The sequence below is a fragment of the Amycolatopsis sp. FU40 genome, assembly GCF_021903635.1.
GTDB classification, from domain to species: Bacteria; Actinomycetota; Actinomycetes; order Mycobacteriales; family Pseudonocardiaceae; genus Amycolatopsis; species Amycolatopsis dendrobii.
Window position 1 is genome coordinate 3,813,187 of the sequence record NZ_CP091381.1, and the last position, 19,144, is coordinate 3,832,330.

The 19,144-nt window shown below is 66.5% G+C and carries 16 protein-coding genes and 1 pseudogene; 5 read left to right on the forward strand and 12 right to left on the reverse strand.

Annotation, left to right across the window (positions count from 1 at the left end; translation table 11 throughout):
- Window positions 1-106 precede the first annotated feature (106 nt).
- A complete protein-coding gene (locus L3Q65_RS18360; RefSeq protein WP_237600377.1) occupies window positions 107-1,132 on the forward strand; it encodes an HNH endonuclease in 1,026 nt (341 codons plus the stop codon).
- 592 nt (window positions 1,133-1,724) lie between these two features.
- On the opposite strand, the gene L3Q65_RS18365 is transcribed toward L3Q65_RS18360, so the two are convergent.
- Window positions 1,725-2,060: a hypothetical protein gene (locus L3Q65_RS18365; RefSeq protein WP_237600378.1), complete on the reverse strand. Its 336-nt coding sequence runs from the start codon at window positions 2,058-2,060 to the stop codon at window positions 1,725-1,727.
- Between the two features lie 582 nt (window positions 2,061-2,642).
- Between L3Q65_RS18365 and L3Q65_RS18370 the strand changes: the two genes are divergently transcribed.
- On the forward strand, window positions 2,643-3,671 hold the full coding sequence (locus tag L3Q65_RS18370; protein WP_237600379.1) for a hypothetical protein: 1,029 nt from the start codon (window positions 2,643-2,645) through the stop codon (window positions 3,669-3,671).
- Window positions 3,672-3,857: 186 nt separating this feature from the next.
- Here the strand turns inward: L3Q65_RS18370 and L3Q65_RS18375 are convergent, their stop codons facing one another.
- From L3Q65_RS18375 to L3Q65_RS18390, 4 genes and pseudogenes are all read right to left on the reverse strand, one after another.
- Entirely contained in the window at window positions 3,858-5,144 is a 1,287-nt protein-coding gene (locus L3Q65_RS18375; RefSeq protein ID WP_237600380.1) for a hypothetical protein, read from the reverse strand.
- A gap of 278 nt (window positions 5,145-5,422) precedes the next feature.
- Window positions 5,423-6,136, reverse strand: a complete 714-nt coding sequence (locus L3Q65_RS18380) for a hypothetical protein (RefSeq protein ID WP_237600381.1) — start codon at window positions 6,134-6,136, stop codon at window positions 5,423-5,425.
- Window positions 6,137-6,494: 358 nt separating this feature from the next.
- A pseudogene (locus L3Q65_RS18385) lies at window positions 6,495-7,159 on the reverse strand (hypothetical protein); the annotation flags it as partial.
- Window positions 7,160-7,765: 606 nt separating this feature from the next.
- Window positions 7,766-8,494, reverse strand: coding sequence for a DUF2637 domain-containing protein (locus L3Q65_RS18390; protein WP_304504584.1), 729 nt, complete (start codon window positions 8,492-8,494; stop codon window positions 7,766-7,768).
- 809 nt (window positions 8,495-9,303) lie between these two features.
- On the opposite strand from L3Q65_RS18390, the gene L3Q65_RS18395 reads away from it, so the two are divergent.
- On the forward strand, window positions 9,304-9,519 hold the full coding sequence (locus tag L3Q65_RS18395) for a hypothetical protein (protein ID WP_237600382.1): 216 nt from the start codon (window positions 9,304-9,306) through the stop codon (window positions 9,517-9,519).
- Between the two features lie 177 nt (window positions 9,520-9,696).
- On the opposite strand, the gene L3Q65_RS18400 is transcribed toward L3Q65_RS18395, so the two are convergent.
- From L3Q65_RS18400 to L3Q65_RS18415, 4 genes are all read right to left on the reverse strand, one after another.
- A complete protein-coding gene (locus tag L3Q65_RS18400) occupies window positions 9,697-10,098 on the reverse strand; it encodes a DUF1636 family protein (RefSeq protein ID WP_237600383.1) in 402 nt (133 codons plus the stop codon).
- A 92-nt stretch (window positions 10,099-10,190) separates the two neighbouring features.
- Window positions 10,191-11,429 (reverse strand): amidohydrolase family protein, encoded by a 1,239-nt coding sequence (locus L3Q65_RS18405; protein WP_182893049.1) that lies wholly within the window; start codon window positions 11,427-11,429, stop codon window positions 10,191-10,193.
- Window positions 11,430-11,466: 37 nt separating this feature from the next.
- Complete coding sequence (locus tag L3Q65_RS18410) at window positions 11,467-12,228, reverse strand: alpha/beta fold hydrolase (protein WP_182893050.1); 762 nt, start codon at window positions 12,226-12,228, stop codon at window positions 11,467-11,469.
- Between the two features lie 19 nt (window positions 12,229-12,247).
- Complete coding sequence (locus L3Q65_RS18415; protein WP_237600384.1) at window positions 12,248-13,126, reverse strand: fumarylacetoacetate hydrolase family protein; 879 nt, start codon at window positions 13,124-13,126, stop codon at window positions 12,248-12,250.
- A 147-nt stretch (window positions 13,127-13,273) separates the two neighbouring features.
- Here L3Q65_RS18415 and L3Q65_RS18420 point away from each other — a divergent pair, with 147 nt between their 5' ends.
- Window positions 13,274-13,942, forward strand: coding sequence for a FadR/GntR family transcriptional regulator (locus L3Q65_RS18420; protein WP_182893052.1), 669 nt, complete (start codon window positions 13,274-13,276; stop codon window positions 13,940-13,942).
- Between the two features lie 642 nt (window positions 13,943-14,584).
- Here L3Q65_RS18420 and L3Q65_RS18425 read toward each other — a convergent pair.
- Complete coding sequence (locus L3Q65_RS18425; RefSeq protein WP_182893053.1) at window positions 14,585-15,259, reverse strand: fasciclin domain-containing protein; 675 nt, start codon at window positions 15,257-15,259, stop codon at window positions 14,585-14,587.
- A gap of 353 nt (window positions 15,260-15,612) precedes the next feature.
- Here L3Q65_RS18425 and L3Q65_RS18430 point away from each other — a divergent pair, with 353 nt between their 5' ends.
- Complete coding sequence (locus tag L3Q65_RS18430) at window positions 15,613-17,184, forward strand: molybdopterin-dependent oxidoreductase (RefSeq protein ID WP_182893054.1); 1,572 nt, start codon at window positions 15,613-15,615, stop codon at window positions 17,182-17,184.
- Between the two features lie 461 nt (window positions 17,185-17,645).
- Here L3Q65_RS18430 and L3Q65_RS18435 read toward each other — a convergent pair whose 3' ends face one another.
- Both L3Q65_RS18435 and L3Q65_RS18440 read right to left on the reverse strand, forming a co-directional pair.
- Window positions 17,646-18,896 (reverse strand): alpha/beta hydrolase, encoded by a 1,251-nt coding sequence (locus L3Q65_RS18435; RefSeq protein WP_237600385.1) that lies wholly within the window; start codon window positions 18,894-18,896, stop codon window positions 17,646-17,648.
- Window positions 18,889-19,143, reverse strand: coding sequence for a hypothetical protein (locus L3Q65_RS18440; RefSeq protein WP_182893056.1), 255 nt, complete (start codon window positions 19,141-19,143; stop codon window positions 18,889-18,891). Before L3Q65_RS18440 ends, L3Q65_RS18435 begins: the two co-directional genes overlap by 8 nt.
- Window position 19,144: the final 1 nt, after the last annotated feature.

Genomic DNA, 19,144 nt, shown 5'->3' on the forward strand with positions numbered 1-19,144 from the left:
TCGTCTGCGCACCGCACAACCCCGAGAATGACATATAGCGTACTCATAAGCAGTATCGATACATCAAGACCAAACCTCGCAGTGCTCGTCAGCTACAATGATGAACGTGAGCCACGAGATACGCTATCGATTTGGCGAGGCCGACAAGAATTCCATACTTCGATTGGCGCTCCTAGAAGCTTGGGGGCACCGCTGCTACTGGTGCACTGAACCCAAGGACTTCGCCGATATCCAGATCGATCACATCATTCCCCATACCATCACGACAGACGATCTTGAAGAAATCCTTCGCGAACATCTTCCTTGGCCTGCAAGGCAAGCGTTCGACGTACACACCGCACAGAACCTTGCTCCAATATGCACCCCATGCAATATCAAAAAAGGCAACACAACACTGATTGGCACCGGCATACTTTCGACCCATCTACGAAAATCTAGCCAAATGCGCACGAAGGTCGAGAGGTACGTCCGATCATTCCAAGCGTCGAACACCGTCTCCAAGGCCCTACTCGCAGTGTCTACAGCAGATTTAACCGACCCAGGCTCCAGGAAGGCACTCGACGACCTCGGGCCGATCGTGATGCAGAGATTCGCCATGCTCACACCCGAAGTTCTCACCCAATACTCAACAATTCATAAGATTGACGACCCAAGAGAAGACGAATCTATTCGCGCTCTCGTTAACATCAACGAGACTGGACGAAAGACGAAGGCCATACTTGAGGAATACTATAAAATAAATGCGAATGATGCATTTCTTGAAATTCTCAAGGCCGTCAAATCAGGGATAATCGTACGCCTCGAGGATGACATCTCTTCCGAACTGCGGCGACATGGTCATATGTATCCACAAGTGGGACCGCCAGCCGGGAGACGAATCATCGAAATCGAAGACTTAGCATTCGACGCCGCAGACGCCATTTTCACAGCGGAAGGAACCTTCGAATTTGACGTTTCAGCAGAGGTAGTCGTTCCAAGCGAAAACGATTCTGGCTCGGAGAGTTTTCAGAGCGACACAGCCGCCCATGGGCGATTCTCCGTTGCATTCTGGCCGGATAAATCAAACACTGCAGTTACGGAAGTCGACACTCCATTGATAACGGAATGGAACAAGGGGCCCGCGCCCTGGTAACCCTGAGACGCTAGCGCGCAGAATTATGAGCAAGCGATGCACACTCGACGCATGGCGACGCCGGAATACGTGGGACAGGTGGTTCTCGACGTCTCGATCACCCCGGGGCGTGTGGAGTACTTAATACGCGAAGGCAGCCGTGACGGACTCGGGCATGCCGCGTAAGAAGCATGCACGCGGTGGGCGTCGTTATAGGTTAGGTACGTGAACGGAGCCTCACGAAGTTGCGCTGGGAACTTGTGGGCGCTGTGGGTCCTATCTTCGCTTCTTCGCAAGCCCAGTTGGCTGGCTAAGCCGTGCAGCTTGTCGTCGTCAACGGTCTGACTGCCGATGACCACGTCGGGCGCGAAACCCTCTAAGCGGGCGAGGCTGACGGAAAGCTGGCTTGCGTACCCCACCAATGCTCGACGGCATCGGCGTGGATCAGGACCAGGGGGGACGGTCTCGCGGTACCGCGTTCGCACAGGTACGCCAGTCAGCAGGTTTACGTCACCGAGATGTATGCCGGCATTGGCGTAGCCGCCGGGTGCGGTCGCCGCCCCGCTGCCGGATACCGTGTTCCGCCGTTCCCTGGTCATTTGTACGGATTCCGTCAGTCCAGGTAGACGCCGGTGGTGATCGCAGCCCCGGCACCCGATGCTTCCGCGTGCACTATGTTCGCCGCGCGGAGCGAGCTGGCCGTGGTGACCTTCCCGGAAATGCCGGTGATCGCGCCCCCGCCACTTTCTGCGGCAGCTCGGCCTGTGTCAGATGCGCAGACAACGCCGCTGGCTTGCGGCCCACTCAACGCCGCCCGCACGGCGACCCCGACCGCCGCGACTGCTCCCAGCGCCGAGATCGTCGTCGCGATCTTGTTCGCAACATCCCACTGGATGATGGCGAACGAGACTCCCAGCGTCGCTACCAGCGCACAGGTAACAACCAGCACGACGCGTCCTGTTTTCGTTCGCCTTTTCACGATGCCGAGGACGCTACCAGTCTTTCGTACTGCGTTCGGGCCCTCGCCCGGCAGCAGCGCTGAGAAGACGTGCCGGCGTACCGAACTCAGAGGATTTCGCCAGCGGCACAGCAATTTCGACCCACTCGGCACAGGCCCACTTCGCCTACGATTCAAGCCCGACGAAGTCGGCCGCACTATAACAGCGCAGCATGATCCTGCCAAGCCAGTGAGGGTTGACAATCTGTCAGTGGACCACGTCGGTCGAATCAGGTCTGCTAAGCGGACCGATCCACCCCGCCGACGACTCAGGAGGCCTCCGCGATGCCTGCCGCGCCCACAGGCGGCCCCCTTCCCGCATGTCGCGTCGACGGCGAACCGGCTGCGCTGCTAGCTCGCCGCAGTGGCACCCTGCTCGACGACGTGCACTCGCCGACCGACTGCGCGAACCGGCTGACAACGCCATCCCATTGCGCCACAGTCGGTGACTCCTGTGAACCACCTCCGCAGCTGTGGCCGACCAGCCCGAGGACGTCCTGCCTGTCTACGCCAGCAGACCGCGACCAGAAGGCAGTGAACAACATCCGCCACGACATCGTCGACGACCAGGCGACGCGATCCCCGTGCGTGGATCAACCAGGGGGCTCGGTCGGTGAAGAGGGCTTCGAACGTCTGCGCCGGGCCATGCTCGACAACGGGGCATCCACGCGAGAGACAGCCGAGGCCCTCGGCAGGCGCCGGGGCCTAGGTCCGCTTTCGGCTTGGCGGCACGCTCTCGGCTTAACCCGGGACGAGGTTGCCACCCGATACAACGCCGCGGTTGTCAGCAATCGCCGGCTCAGCGATACGGCAACTGCCCTCGACCCCAGGCCGATGACCGCTGAACTCGTCGTCGAATTGGAAGCCGAAGGCAACGATGGGCGGGGCTTTATCACGGCGGAAGAAGCCGAGGCGTTCGCGAAAGTATTTCAGGCAGACCCCACGACTCTGCAGAACGGCGACGCCTGGGTGATCTCGTTGAACGTCAAAACCGTTGACGCTGGCTTGCCTCTGCTGCCAGGGGAAAGTGTCATCTCGATTTACACCACAGCGGACGACGGAACGCTGTTGCAGGAGGCCGTGGTGGAACTGCTGGAGGCATGCGGGCTCGAGGCGGAGCTGTGGGACAGGGTGCACCGCGGCTCGTGGTTTCGCCGCTTCCGCGCACGATCCCAGGCCCGCGCAGCAGCGGACAAGCTCGCCGATCTGGCCAGCAAGCTGGAACGTGCCGCCGAGCTCAAGTACATTGACACGCCGCGCTCCGAGAGCGACGTGCGGGAAGCGAACGCGGTCGCGCAACTGCTGCAGCACACAGGGGCCGACGAGGAAATAGTCATCTGCCTTAGTTCCGTGCTGTTCGTCAAGACACGAGGCACGATCGTGGTGAAAGTCCTCAACGAGAACGAGATCCGGGTGCTCAAGCAGTACCCGCGCCTGTTGAAGTCTCCCGGCGAGATCCTCGACGGCCTTGCGCGCCACCAGTCTCCAGCCCCCACGGCGTCGGAACCCGGCGCGCTGACGCCGACCTTGCCCTCGGGACGGGCCGACCGTCCTACCAGCTGACCAGGCGCGTCTATCGCGCAGCGAACGGGCACCTGCGCTATTCGAGCACGGTCAGGCGATCGAGCACCAGGGAGTGCTCGGTCGCTGAAGCCGATACCGACGTCGCCTCACCCGCAATATCAGCCGCGGCATGCCGATCGTCCCCGTTTCTCGTTGAGAAGGTTCGAGTCTCCGCAGAGCGTGACGCTATGTGTCGGTGCGGAGTTCGACGATCGAGGTAGTTGACAGGATCGGCTTCCAGCCGGGGGACATGGTCTCCATCAGCCCGTCCGCACGGAGACGATGGTGAGCCGCATCAGGCAGCAGAGCGGGGTCGAGCGGGTACAAGGCGTGGGGGTTGTGGAACACGTCCATGCCCTCCAGCCATGTCTCGGGCTGCTCCGGTCCCACGACGTGTACGAAGCGCAGGGCCTCGGAGGAACTCTGGTCTGGATCCCAGCAGCGGCCGGTGCGGATTAGAATTGTGGTTCCGTCGCCGAATCCAGCGTTGACACCCATGCGATTGAATTTCGAGATCGTGCCACTCCCATTAAACAGCACGGCGCTGACATTCTCGGCACCGGGCTGCGTAAAGAAGCTCGATGGAACGCTCTTCTCGCCCCAGCGGTGTTCACTAATCTGGACTGACCGGGTCGTCAGGTTCCCGTAGCCGTCAGATTCGGACTCGGTGAACCGACCATAGAGGTAGATGGGAAGCGCTCCATGACTATATGTCATGGAAAACGGTTGGTGAAAGTCTTGGATCGCGAAAACCAGCGGTTTATTCGCAGCAGCTTCGCGCGTCCAATACTGCTTTCCCAACTTTCTCATCAGCGGCCCGGAGTACTTCGTCGGCAGATAGTGCCGAACATACCTCGACCATTCCTCGTCCGTGTTGGGCAAGGGGACCTCGGCGGAGCCCGCCGACTGTCTCGTAGGGTTGACGGTCGTCGCCTCTATGGCGAACTCCCCTGCGAGCCCAGAGGCCAGGAAATCCGGGGCGGGCTTAGGGTTGGTGATGTCAAATCCCGCCTCGGTGAAGGCAGCGAACAGGTAGAGTTCCCATAGCCGGGCATCGAAGCCGGTGGTCTGGAACTGCTCGACAAAGTTGCCGTCGACGTCGTTATGCCACCTCATCATCGCGGTGATAATGCCGCGAGCGGCTGAGAACGCCCTGCCAGAGGCGACCTCTCGGAAACTCGGGTGCAGCTTATCCTCGCCTACAACAGGAGTGAAGAAGTCGATTGGAGGGCCGACTTCGTCGCCCTGTGCACGTTCGCTCTCCAATCTGGGCAGCAGTTCCTGCATTGTGAGATCCAACGCCGCCACCGCCTCCTCTGGTCTGCTGAAGTACTTCGTCTGACCGATATAGCGGTATCGCTCCCTCAAGTCCTGCGCGAGGATGATGCCGGAGAACTCATCGTCCGTGTCCACGACGAGAGTGGCGAGAAGTCGCTCATCACCTGCCTCAAACCAGCCGATTTCATGGCACATGGCACGAGTTGCGGCCCTGCGACAATACGCAGCGAGGGCCTCCCACCGGACTCGAGAGATAGCTTGCATACCCGATAATAGCGGGCAGTGACTGCAGCCACGGTCAATCAGCGCTGGCCGTCGTCACAGCCACCCCTTGCAGGGATCGGCCCCGGGGGCTGTTGGCGACCGAAGGCTCTAGGTGCCGACTGCGGCTGGAACTCCACCGGCCCGGCGCCGGCGGTCACGACCCCCGCGTCGCCACGATCAAGGACTACAAGAAGAGCATCGCCGGTTAGCTACGGCGCTGACGCTTCGGCGCGAGGCCCTGCTGACAGCTGGCGAGGCTGGCTTCCGGGCGGAAGCTCACGTCCGCCAGTTTCGTCCTCGGCAGTGAGCGTCGCCGCAGGGACCGGCCAGCCGCCCGGCCAGGCTTCGACAGTTCGTGGCCGCCAGAGCTGCCACCAGCGAGCACGAGGAGTTTTTGCGGAGCCCAGGTCACGCCGGGCAGCGAGGATGAAGTGTTTCTGCGCGTCGCCAAGTTCACGCATCCACTCGCGCGTGTGCTCGATCTCGTGCACGCGGGCAGCCCCGCCCTTCGATGTTGGCAAGACGCCGAACAACTCCCCCATGACCGCAGTGATCCTTTCGGCCGCAGCTCGCGGTCCCGGATTTCCGACCAAACGGACCTCGGACAGTGCCGCGAGAAACGCGGACATGGCTTTACGCACGTCGGCGGTCTGTTTGATCGCGGTTGTTGTGTGACGCCACCTGAACGGCTCCCACCGCTGCATCGTCAGGGCAAGTTCACCGAGAAAGTTATGCCATGTCATGAGGTCGTTGGTCGCCGACAGAAGCCCCAGGTAGGCGCGACGTCGATCCTCTTTGCTCTTCGCACCAGCGTCCTGGCCAGGGGCGATGACCGAGAACAGGGCTCGCGCGGTCTTCAGGCAGCCGACGAACTGCTGGCTCAGCTTCAAAACCTCGTCCGCCGGCACACCGAACACGTTCACGCCGCCACAACCTCCGAAGCCGAATGACTACGCACCCCGTCGTCGCGGTGCAGTCAGGCGTTACAGGCGGCCCTGGTCTCTGAGGGGAGGTGATTGCCCAATGACAGCTCTTGAGCAGGCGCGGTCGGCCTAACCCCCGTAGCACTCAGCCTGGTTTGGAGGCGCGGCGTGGACGGGCCGTTCGTCCTGCCACAGCACACTCCCGGCTGGCAGATTCTCGGCTGGACCAGCTAGTAGCTCCAGCACGGCGACGGACCCCCGCGGCGCGACATGCCCGAGCAGGCCGGGCTGACCCTGTGGTGACAGGCGGCGGTGACCCGCCTCTCGTCCACCACCGCCCTCTTCAACCTTGATGGGAAGCCATTCGCTCCTCGAACTCAGATCGAACAATCTTGACGAGACGACGTGCCCGAGCGGCACCCACGCCAAGCCGGACGCGCAGTGTGTCGGCGGATATCGGCGTCTGGTGCACCGCACGATGGACCGCGTCTTCTTTCCGCGCCCGGGTCAAGAGCGCATCGGACATGCGATCATCAACTGTCTGCCCGGCACTCGGCTGCACGAAATCCTCAAGTCGAGCCTTCGCAACACTGCGCCCTCATCGAAGTCCGCACAGACAGCCAGACCCGGCCGATCAACTTCGCTTCCAACTGGCTTGCGGAGAGACTGTTCGCCAATGGCCAACAGCAAGCCGGGACCGACCTCCGCCCAGCCGATCAACAGCAACGGCCCCACAGAGTCGAACGCCGCCTTCCCGAACTCGCCCGCAGCAAGAGGCTCCGCGATGTTCAACCCGAGGGGGACCACGCTGGCGAACACCAGCAAGCGACGAGCAGGCCGCAGCACCTCCGAAGACGCGCCCGCAAGCACGAGATGCCGCCCACCGAGAAGGAGACCTAGAATTGAAAGATCGACCGCAGGAGCCACCAGCGGTGCGACCCACGCAGGCACACCGAGCCGGAGAGCCAGGCTCAGAACGTTGCCGAAGCCAACCAGAAACGCCAAGCCGACAACGGTGCCCATGATCGCGGTGACAGCTCTGACAACGACGTCGTAACCAGTCGATGCTTGGCACGCGAACTGCGCCCATCGGCGGCCATCAGGCATCAACTCCAGGCCTGCCGACCTGGAAACTGCCCTCAATCACCAACATCCCGCTAGAAACCCACTGGTCAGGCCCGGGACCGTCTGCATGTAGCCCTGCCCAGGGCACGAACCTGCGCCAGGCGGAGGTCAGCGTCGGCATCAACAGCCTCGGCGCGCCGACGGGGTGCACCCGAACACCGTGACCTACCGCCTAGAACGACGGGGGTATCTGACCGGGTGGGACCCCGGACGTTCGCCCAGGCTGCCTCGGCGTAGCGCGGCAGCGACCGGACCGGAGCAAGGAACTTCTGCTGTACGCCAGACATCGCGCACTGCGCCCATCCGCGATGGGGCGCACGGGGCATAGCGATCCGCCGGAGGACATCTGCGCTCGGCGACCGAGGACTGAGCTCAGACCCCGCTCAGCTGTGGCATAGTCTGGGCTGCTTCCGCATTGAGATCGTGAGCAAATAGTCCGCATCGCCACCGGGCGCGCTATTGAGTGAGCGTTGCCACCACCCGAGCGACGAATTCCACCCGCGATCACGAAGAACGGCTCATCGCTCCGTCCACCTTTTCGTCGACTGTCGCCATTGCATCGAGTCGGCCCTCGGCTCTCCACCGCCGCAGCACTCGCCGCCCGTAGTTATGCGTACCGGCCACCCGGTCCAGCTCCGCACCCGAGGGACGGCGACCCAACGCAGCCTCCTGCTCGTAGTGCAGCCACATCCGCTGCTCAGCCGTCAGCTCATGATCCACCTGGGCTGCCTCCGGCATGGGCTCCACAACTGCCTCGGCCTCAACAGAAGGTCTCCCCGGCTCCGCGTGCGGCGACGGGTCAGCAGCCGTCGGCCAATGCCGCCGCAACGCCCGGTTCAATAACTCCACGGCAAGTAACAGAGCAAGCGGAGGACACGCCGCCACCGTCACCCCGAACACACTCAACGACGGAGCCGCACCGATATTCGCACACAACGACAACGAAATCCCGAACAAGAACGCCGCCCACGCCAACCACCGACCGCTCCCCCGCTGACCACGCCACAACTCCACCGTCGCCAACGTCAACAACCCATCCACGATCAACGGCCAAATCGCCGCCGTCGTCGCATCCGCACCAAACCGCAGCGCGAACACCCGACCATGCTGATACGACGCATACGCCGCACCCAACGCCACCAACCCCGTCGCACCACACTGCACCCGCAACGACCACGACCGCGCCCATCGAACCGCTACTCCGTTCGGAGGGTGAACAGCACCTTCCTGCATCAACTCCGCAGTCACGCCGACTCACCCCGACGCACCCGACGACAGCTCACAATCCCCACCACTGCGGAAACCCGCAGCTCAAAGGCCATATTTCCCGATGTAGATATCGTCCGAACCGCCCCGGGGGCACCCAGAATCTCGCTGTTTCCGCTGCTCAGCGGCTTGCCGTCAGTGGCAGCCCGGCCCGCCGATTCCCGTTCCCGCAGGTCGGACGGCCTGAGTTCGAATCCTCAGTGCACCGGCAGGAGTTACCGCCTTCTCGAGCGCTGCCGACGCATTAGGCCCGCTGCCCGACGGGAACGCAGCACCCCAACCAGGACGAACAGCCAGCACAATCCTCGTCAAGAATGCACCCAACGTTGCTTGTCGATGTCCCAGCTTCCTCCGCTGTCCAAGCAATCGCTGAACTCGCGCTGACCGTCTACCCACGCCTTGTGCCCCGCGCACACGTCGTATTTCAGCTCGTCGCCGTCCCTGCATTGGTAGCCGTACTGGGGAGGCTTTCGCGGCGGAGTCTTTCGCGTCGGCGCCGCTTTGGCAGTCGATGGGGCTCGCGCGCCCGGCACCCTCGCCGAGGTACTTGCCGGCACCGGAGGCATCGTCGTTGTCGCCGCTGGGCCGGACGACCCCGGAGAGGGCACGACGCTGGTTGCGGCGGGCGGATTCGCCGGTATCGACGAAGAGGGTGCCGCCGGCGCACCACCGCACCCGGCCACCGCCAAGGCCGCGATGAGCAGAATTCCCCAGAACCGCAACCTTGTCATGCTGCGACCCCCGACCGACTCGACGACATAACTGACCTGCAAGTCGTGCCACGGCACAAGCAGTGCAACAGCATCGAGCGCCACGTCACCCGACTGAAATCAAGCCGACGGCGTCACGAAATCGACGACCGCCGGGCTCGCGACGATGAAGTTCTCGGCGCGCACTTCGGCCGGTTTGGCGAGGTGCGGGTCGCACTCAATCCACCGTTTCCTTCCTCTCCCGCCCGCCGCAACGAATCCGTCGACCCTGGCCCGATGTGACACCCCGGCATAGACGGCAGGTCCGGCCATGGATCTCGATCGCGGCGTGGTCGGAGAGTCCCTTCCAGTGACCGGACAGGCACCGGCTGCCCAGTCGAGGACGGATCCGATCGGACCATCGTTGCGACCGTCAAGGACGTCGAGCCCGGCGGTTCCGAAGACTCGGACAGGCTCCCCTCAGAGCGGTGCCCGGCCCTGGCCAGCCTGCCCGCCGCCCGGCGCGCCGAAGGGGGTGTGCGCGGTGCGTTTGAGGGTGATCGAGCTGATCCGTCCGGCCAGCGTGCCGGGGATTTCCCAGTCGCCGGGGACGCCGGTGAAGCAGGCGTCGTGGGCGTGGGCGGCCCGCAGGATGGCGTCGGTGTCGTCGACGGTGAGCCGGGAGAAGCGGACTCGTGCCTTGCCGGGGCCGTCGAGCGCGACGACGCCGTCGCGCGGGCAGCCGCCGAGGCATTGGACGTGGCGGATGCCGACCTTGTCGCCGCCGAGGTGCTCGGCGATGCCGGCGGTGAGGGCGTGGCTGAATTCGCCGCTGTGCTGGGGGTCGTAGCGGGGGCAGGTGGCGCAGACGAGCAGTGTCACGGATACCTCGGCGCGGGCTGAGTGCGGGGACGGCGCCGGGACGGGCGGGCGTGGCCGCGGGTGGTGGCAGGCCGCCCGTCCCGGAGGACGGGTCATGGCCGGTCGGCGGTTTCCTTGTGGAACTTGCCGTCCTTCATGATGGCGTGGAGTTTCCCTTTGTCTTGCAGGACGGTGATGTCGGCGAGCGGGTCGCCGTCGACGAGCAGCAGGTCGGCGAGGTAGCCGGGCTGGACCTTGCCGAGTTCGTCGGGACGGAGCATGATCTCGCCGCCTTGCGCGGTCGCGGCGAGGATGGCTTCCATCGGGGTGAACTCGAAACGTTCGACGAAGTGCTGCAGGTCGCGGGCGTAGGTGCCGTGCGGGGTCCAGGCGAAGCCGTAGTCGCCGCCGGGCAGCACCCGGATCCCGCGGCGGTGCATCTCGATCATGGCCGCGGTCGCAGTCTCCAGTTCGCGCTTGTAGCCGGCGGCTTCGGCGGCTTCCTGCGGGTAGCCGAAGTCGGCTGCTTCGTAGAGAGTGGCCACGAGCCAGTTCACGCCGGGCGCGACGAAGATCCAGTCCTTGGCGGATTCGAGCAGGTCCATGCCTTCTTCGTCGGTGAAGCTGGCGTGGTAGACGATGTCGACGCCGTGGCGGACGCACATCTTGACGCTTTCGGCGCTGCGGGCGTGCGCGCAGACCCGCTTGCCGCGGCGGTGCGCCTCGGTGACCGCGGCCGCGACTTCCTCGTCGGACATGTAGGTGTCCTCGGCGCGCTGGGTGCCGGTGATCTCTTCGCCGGTCATGGAAAGCTTGATCTGGTCGACCCCGATTTCGATGAGACGGCGCACGGCCTTGCGCATTTCCTCGGGACCGTCGGCGAACCAGGTGATGCCCTTGACCAGTTCGCCGCCCGTGACCGCGATTTCCGGGCCGTTGGCGAGGTAGCGCGGGCCGGGGAACCGGCCGGCGTTGATGACGTCGCGGCAGACGACGTCGAGGCGGTCTTTGGCCGAGGCCGCGCCGAGGCACATCGTGTAGCCGGAATCGAGGTAGGACCGTGCGGACTCGATCGCGAACAGCAAGTGCTCCTCGACCGGAAGCGCGGCCAGACCGTCGAGGTCGCCGCTGTTGTTCCAGGTGAAGTGGGTGTGGGCGTCGCACAGCCCGGACATCAGGGTGCGGCCGCGGCCGTCGATCACGCGGGCGCCGGCGGCCGCGGCGGGGTCGACGGCGCCGACCGCGGCGATGCGGTCGTGGTCGACGAGCACGTCGCCGCGGTAGGGGTCGGCCCCGGTGGAGTCCAGGACGGACACGTCGCGGAACAAAGTCTTGCTGGCGGGAACGGACATGGGAACTCCTCGGCATTGAGGCGCAGAAGCGTTGCGGTTACAGAAACTTCGTGAGCTGATCGGTGGTGTCGGCGGCGGCTTCCAGCGCCGTCCAGTGCCCGACGCCGGGCAGGATCGACACGGTGGCGTCCCCGTGCGCGGCAGCGAGCGCCTGGCTCACCGCGGGCGGGCCGACTTTGTCGTCGGAACCGGTGATCAGCAGCAGCGGCAGATCCGCGGGAACCGCTCCCGGGTCGGTCGCGGCGGCGAGCGCTTCGCAATTGCGGGCGTAGCCTTCAGGGTCCTGGCGCATCACCAGTTCCCGCACGAACGCGGCGACTTCGGGTTTGTCCCGCCGCGTTGTTTCGGACAGTGCGTTGGCCACCACGCCGGGCGCGACGGCAGCGGTGCCTTGGCCGCGCAGGACAGCGGCGCGGTCTCGCTGGGCTTGCCGTCCCGCGTCGGCCGGTTCGGCGACCGCGCCCAGCAGCGCCAGGGCCGTCGCCCGCCGCGGATGCCGGGCCGCGAAGGCGCGGGCGACGAGCGTGCCCATCGAATGCGCGACCACTGCCGCCGCGTCGGCCTCGAAGGCGTCGAGCACTGCCGCGAGGTCGTCGGCGTGGGACTCGATGCTGATTCCGTCGCGCAGTCCGGACCGCCCGGCTCCGGCGGAATCGACCCGGATCACCCGGAACCGTTCGGCCAGCGCTTGCGCCTGCACCTGATAGAAGTTCGAGGTGCCGCCCAAACCGTGCACCATCAGCACGGCCGGTCCCGCGCCCTCGGCTTCGACCGCCAGTTCGGCGCCGTTGATCTTCATGTCCGCGTTCCTTTCGTGCTCAGGCGATCCGGTTGCGCAACGCGCCCAGACCGGAGACGGACACCTCGACGACGTCCCCGCGGCGCAGGAACTTCGGCGGCTCGAACCCGATCCCGACCCCGGCCGGCGTGCCGGTGGCGATGATGTCGCCCGGCAGCAGCGTGATCCCCGCCGACAGCGTCGCGATCAGCTCCGGGATGTCGAAGATGAGGTCCTTGACCAGCGCCAGCTGCCGGCTCTCCCCGTTGACCGAGGTCTCCAGCTCCAGCGCGGTCACATCCGGGACCTCGTCCGCGGTGACCGCGTACGGGCCCATCGGGCAGTGCGTGTCCAGCGACTTGCCCAGCAGCCACTGCTTGTGGTCCCGCTGCAGATCCCGCGCGGTCACGTCGTTGACGATCGTGTAGCCCCACACGTGCCCGTACGCGTCCGCACGGGAGATCCCGCGTCCGCCCCGGCCGATGATCACCCCGAGTTCGCCCTCGTAGTCCAGCTCCGCGGTCACCCCGGGGTGGGCGGACACCTCGTCGAACGGGCCGGTCACCGACGTGGTGGCCTTGGAGAACAGGATCGGCTTCTCCGGCAGCGCCTCCGACCGGCCCGGGGTGTCGTAGCCGCTGCGGCCGAACTCGGCCACGTGGTCGCGGTAGTTCTTGCCCACGCAGAACACATTGCGGCGCGGCACCGGAATCGGCGCCCGCAACCGCACCGACTCCAGCGGCACCGGCTCCAGCCCGCCCGCCCGCGACGTCAGCACCGGGCCGAGCTCGTCCCACCGCTCGACCAGTTCCAGCACGCCCGTCCCGGCCGGAAGCAGTCCTGTCACGTCCCGCACCGCGGCAGCATCGACCAGCCCGACCCGGTCACCGGCGCCCGCCGAGAATGTCACCAGCTTCATTGTGAACCAATCATGACCAATTAGCACCAAATCTGACCAAGCTGACCGTACGCGTGCCGCCCCCGGTTGTCGACACCTGCGCGGAAACTGGTCTCGATCGGCCCGATTGGTTCAGATTGGTTTGTCGCCGTGCGGTACGATGCGACCATGACGGCGACCACGGTGGAGCACTCGCTGCGCGCCTTCGTTGTCGACGGCGCCCGCGACGGCAGCCTCGGCCCCGGCGCGAAACTTCCCACCGAACGCGCCCTCGTCGAACAACTCTCCGCACCCCGCAGCGCCGTGCGCCGCGCCCTGGAAGCCCTGGAACGCGACGGACTGGTCGTCCGCCACGTCGGCCGCGGCACCTTCCTCACCGAAGCGGTTGCCGGCCAGGTCGACGGAGCCCCCGCCGACACCAGCCCCACCGAAATCATGCAAGTGCGGCAACTGCTCGAACCGCAAGTAGCCACTCTCGCCGCGCGCGTGGCCACGCAAGCCGACCTCGACCGCATCGCCCGTTCCCTCGCCGTGGGCGGCGAGGCCGCGGACTTCGAAAGCTTCGAACGCGCCGACGCCACCCTGCACCGCGCCATCGCCACCGCCGCCCACAACGGCCTGCTCATGAACATGTTCGACGTCATGAACACCGCCCGCGCCCTGCCCATCTGGGGCAACCTCAAGCGCCGGACGTCCACCCCCGAACTGCGCGCCTGCTACCACCGCGAGCACACCGACATCGTGACCGCCCTGCGAGACCGCGACCCAGACGGCGCCGGCGCCGCCATGCGCCAGCACCTCCAGCACGTCGCCGACAGCCTTCTCGGCCGACCCTGAACCGGCGGGGAACACCGGCGCGCGCGTTGTGCTCGCCGGCGGGCTGCCGCACCGAGACGCTGCTCCCGCCGGACACCACCGTGTGGCTCGCCTGAGTACCGGCTACTGCTGCGCCCAGGCCATGGTCCGCGCCCACGCCGGTGTCTCCCTCATCCCCGGCCCCGACTTGGACGCCGTCCTCATCTCCCCACGCCCCACCGCCGCCTCGGCATCGTCGACCCGCCATCACCCAGCCCCGAAGCCGCCGCCCTCCGGACGGCTCTGCCGAAACAGGCACGACCGACCGCCAGCAACTCGAGTTCAAGCCTCGCCACGGTGGCTGCTGATTGAAATCTTCCCCGCGAAACCCTTGTCCACCAGCAAGATCCGGCCGTTTCGGACTGCCCGACACTTCGACTGGCGCGGCGCAGGCACAGTTCTTCCTCAGCCACGGCGGCTGGGGCACCGGCCGGCGGGACGCTGCCGCTGTCACGTCCCCCGACGGCGAATCTCACGCACCTCACCGTCATTCTGTGTTGACCCATAACGGATTTCGCGTTCGGCGAGCGCAGTACGGCCGCCGCGGCTCCGGGTGATCGACGGAGCCGCGGCGGCCATTGTTCCAGGCTCCCGCAAAGGAATGGCCGAAGTCTGGATCCGATTCTACTTGTTGGCGCCCGGGGTGAGCACCTTGTCGATCACGAACACCGTGGCGTTCTTGGTCGGGATGTTGCCGCACAGGATCTTCGCGCCGTTGACGGTCATGTTGTCGCCGGAGCCTTCGATCTTGATCGGCCCGCCCGCGGTGTTGAGCGAGGTCACGTCGCCGGCGGCGGCGAGGCCCTTCGCGTCGTAGCGCTTGCCCAAGACGTGGTACTGCAGAATCGGGGCCAGCTGGTTCGGGTTCTTGGCCAGTTCGGCGAACTTCGCGTCGCCCAGCGCGGCGAAGGCGGAGTCGGCGGGCGCGAACACGGTGATCGCCTGCTGGCTGTTGAGCGTGTCCACCAGGTTCGTCGCCTTCACCGCGGCGACCAGCTTGGTCAGCAACGGGTTCGTCGAAGCCGCGGAGGCCACCGGCTGCGGCCCCATCGAGTCGAGCGAGCCGGGAGCGTTGCCCTGCGGCAGCTTCGAGCACGCCGGGCCGAACACGTCGGCGTTCGTCGTCACGCCGTCGCCGGAGGACGCGCTGCTGGACATCGGCGCGGACATCGAGCTCGACATCGGCGCGGGCGCGCTGGAATTGCCGCTCCCGGACGAGTTGTCGCTGCCGCTGCACGCGGTCAGGGTCAGCGCGGCGGCCGCGGTAAGGCCGACACCCGCGACGCGGAATTTGTTCACGATGATTCACTCCTAGTCGAGCGGCGGTAGCAGTACGTCGGAACTGCCTGATGCCGGTCATTCGGCGCGGCTGCCGGAGCGGATGGGTCGCCCGGACGAAAAACCCGATCGAGCGAACGAAATCCGCGCTCGCCTGGCGCGAAACGCCGATGCCGTCAAGAAAACGCGGGCGACGGCCAATCTCCTGACCGGGTCGGCGCCGAATGACCGGCGGAGGCAAGCAGACGGGCTTGCCCTCGGCAGACGACACGGAGGCAGCCGGCCGTGCACAGCACAGCAAGCGCCGCCTCGGCGGCCAGTCCCCCTCGGCCGCGTCGCCCATCGAGAACAGACGAAAACGGCGGTCCACTGTCATGAACGCACACACGAGCCGCACATCCGCTTCCGCGGCAGCTCCGAGCCGCCTGACGTGGTGGGCAGGTGCTCTTCTGGGCGTCCTCGCACTCGCGGCCGCGCTCGCCGCGGGGCATCTGGTCGCGGGGCTGATCTCGATCAACGCCTCCCCTTACCTCGCCGTCGGCAACGGCGCGATCGACCTGACCCCGGTCGAGCTGAAAGACTTCGCGGTGCGGACCTTCGGCACCTACGACAAGCTGGTGCTGTTGAGCGGCATGGCTGCGGTGCTGGTCCTCGTGGCGGCCGCGGCCGGCGTGGCCTCGCGCCGGACTCCTGTGCCGGGCGCCGTCGTGATCGTCGGGTTCGGACTGGTCGGGGCGTTCGCCGTCTACGAACGCCCCGACCTGACCGCGGTGGCGTTGCTGGCCCCGCTGGCGAGCCTGATCGCCGGGGTCGCCGTGTTCGTCGGCTTGCACCGGCTGGCTCTTCGTTCGCGCCAAGAGAAAAGCGAAGAGCAAGGCACCTCGCGGAGGACCGTGCTGCTGGCCGGCGCCGGAGTGATCGTCGGAGCGGGCGCCGCGGCCACCGCGGGCGAGTTGCTCGCCGGCACCCGCGACGCGAACGCGTCCCGGACCGCGGTCGGGCGGCTCGTCCCAGCCCGGACAGCGCCGCCGATACCCGCGGACGCGGACTTCGCCAAACTGGGCACGCCCGCATTCCTCACGCGCAACCGCGACTTCTACCGCGTCGACACCGCCCTGACGGTTCCTCAGGTCCGCGCGGAGGACTGGAGCCTCCGGCTGCACGGCATGGTCGGGCGCGAGCAGCGATACCGCTACTCCGACATCCGCGACCGGCCGCTCGTCGAACGCACGATCACCATGACGTGCGTCTCCAACGAGGTCGGCGGCACCTATGTGTCCACCGCGAACTTCGTCGGCGTGGACCTGGCCGACCTGCTCGGCGAAGCCGGAATCCGCCCTGGCGCGGAACAATTGTTCTCGACCAGCGTGGACGGCTGGACCTCCGGCAGCCCCGTCGCCGCCGCGCTGGACCGCGACCGCGGCGCGATGCTCGCCATCGGGATGAACGGCGAACCGCTGCCGATCGAACACGGATTCCCGGCCCGGCTGGTGATTCCCGGCCTGTACGGCTATGTCTCGGCGACGAAATGGGTCACCGACCTCGAAGTCACCACCTGGCAGGCGAAACAGGCGTACTGGCTCAACCGGGGCTGGGGCCGCGAAGCGCCGGTCAAAACCGAATCGCGGATCGACTCGCCCAAAGGATTCGACACCGTCCCCGCCGGGAAGGTGCGCGTCGCCGGGATCGCCTGGGCCCAGCACACCGGGATCGAGAAGGTCGAAGTCCGCGCGGACAACGGACCGTGGCAGGAAACGACGCTGTCGGCGGAGGTCAACCGGAACACCTGGCGGATGTGGTGGACCGAACTCGACGTCCGGCCGGGCAGCCGTCAAGTCGTCTGCCGCGCCACGGACAAATCCGGCTACACCCAGACCGACCAGCGCGCCGGAACCGTGCCCGACGGGGCGACCGGATGGCATGCGATCACCTTCATCGCCCAGTGACCCGGGCGCCCGTCCCCGCGGGCCGTTCCCGGCTGCGGCTCCGGCGGCCGCCTGGATGCGCTGATGAGCGGGGTCGCGTTCTCGGGCGGCGCTGCCGGGGAACATGACGACCCGACCGGTCCTTCGATGCCGCGGAGAGGTGTCCGGGTTGTGCTCGCATTCCGGCATCGTGCGGAACAGGCCGAAGCGCGGACACGCTCCAGTCCACAGTGGACGGGGCAAGGCAGCCGCGTTTCGGCCTGGCACCCAGCAGATTGCCCGATTCGTCGCTTCGATGGCATACCGATCCGGCGCGAACGTCGAAAGCGTGGCAGCACTTCGCTGACGCCCTCGAACGCACCGAGCGATTCATCCGTGACGCCGACGGGTCCGGCCTGGCCTTGTCCCCTGTCGCAGGCAGTGATCCCGGAGTGCACCGGACCCGGTGGCATCGATCGGCCGCGGCCCGCAGAAATCGGAGGTCAGCCCGGCGCGAGCGCCCCGGCCGGGAAGCGGGCGCGCAGCCATGCCCCCATTTCCGCGCCGGCCAGGGTCGCCCCGGAGGTCATCCCTTCCCGCAGCGGAGCGCCGAAGTGGCGGCCTGGCACCCGCACGTGCGCGAGGTCGGCCGCACCGCTGCGGTCGCGGAACCGCTGCGCGTCGGCCGGGAAACACGCCTGGTCGCCGGTCAGTTCCACGAGCAGCGTCGGCACCGTCACTTCGGGCAGGCAGGCGGCCAGGTCCGCGTTGCCGGAAATCGCCGACCAGGTCGACAGCCACGAATCCGGGGTCGTCAGCCTGCCGAAGCCCAGGACTCCGTAGTTGGTCAGGTCCGGGCGGCGGCCGAACAACGACCCGTACGGGCGGTCGTTCGGGTCCAAGGACAGGTCTACCGAGCGCAGGTCGGCGTCGGTGCGGTAGACGGTCAAGACGCCGGTGGCCAGCGCGGTGCGGCGATCGGCGGCGTCCCGGGTTTCGCCGTACCGGTGCCGGGCCGCCGCGGACTGCTCGGCGAGTTCGCGGGCCAGCGCGTCGATCCGGGCGATCCGGTCGTACTGTGCCTTTCGGTAGGCCGCGACGAACTCTTCCGAGTACGCGGACGAGCCGGGCGGTTCGGCGAAGCCGTTGGCCGGCAGGTACGGGTCCAGCTCCGGCGCGGCCGAACGCGGGTCCCGCTCGTCGACGACCGACGGATCGATCAGCCGCAGCAGCAGCGCGCCCTGGCCGGGGTGCGGGGCCATCATCAGGAACCCGTCCGCGACCGGCATTTCGGCCTCCGCCAGCGGAACCGGCTTCCCGCTCGGAGCCCGGCGCAGCCGCTGGGCGGCCGGGCGGGCGGCCTGCTGGAGGTAGAACGCGGCCAGCGCGGCGCCGCCGGAGTGTCCGATGAGGACTACCCGCGAGAATCCCTTGTCCCGCAGGAAAACGTTCCCGGCGGCCAGGTCGAGCAGGGCTTGCTCGTGCAGCAAGGTCAGGTCGTTGCCGACCGTCCGGGTGCCCTGGGTCCACACCGCGTACCCCTGGCTCAGCAGCTCCGGCACCAGCACGTGATGCGAGAAGTCCTGCCGCGGATGCATCAGCACGGCTACGGTGCTCGCGCCCGGGACTGTCCTCAGCAGGCCGTGCACGGTCGCGCCGTCGCTCGTGGCGAGCTGGTGCGCGGTCGTGACCGTCGCTTCGGGCAGCTCCGCCGGGGCGAGATGCCGGCCTGCGCCGAGTCCGTTCTCAGCCATCGGCCCGCCTTTCGACCCGCAACGCGTTCTTGTCGTGCTGAGTGATCACCGAACCTTCCAATCCGGCGACCGCGCTGTACCAGACCGCGTGCCGGCAGCCGGTCGAGCGCCGGTCGATCACGATGGTTTCCGGCGCGGTGATCCGGAAATACGGCCCGATCCGGTCGACGGTGGTGTGGTCGTCTTTCCGCGCGACATCGACCACTCCGACGTTTTCGGGCACATCGAGAACGTAGAACCGGGCCACG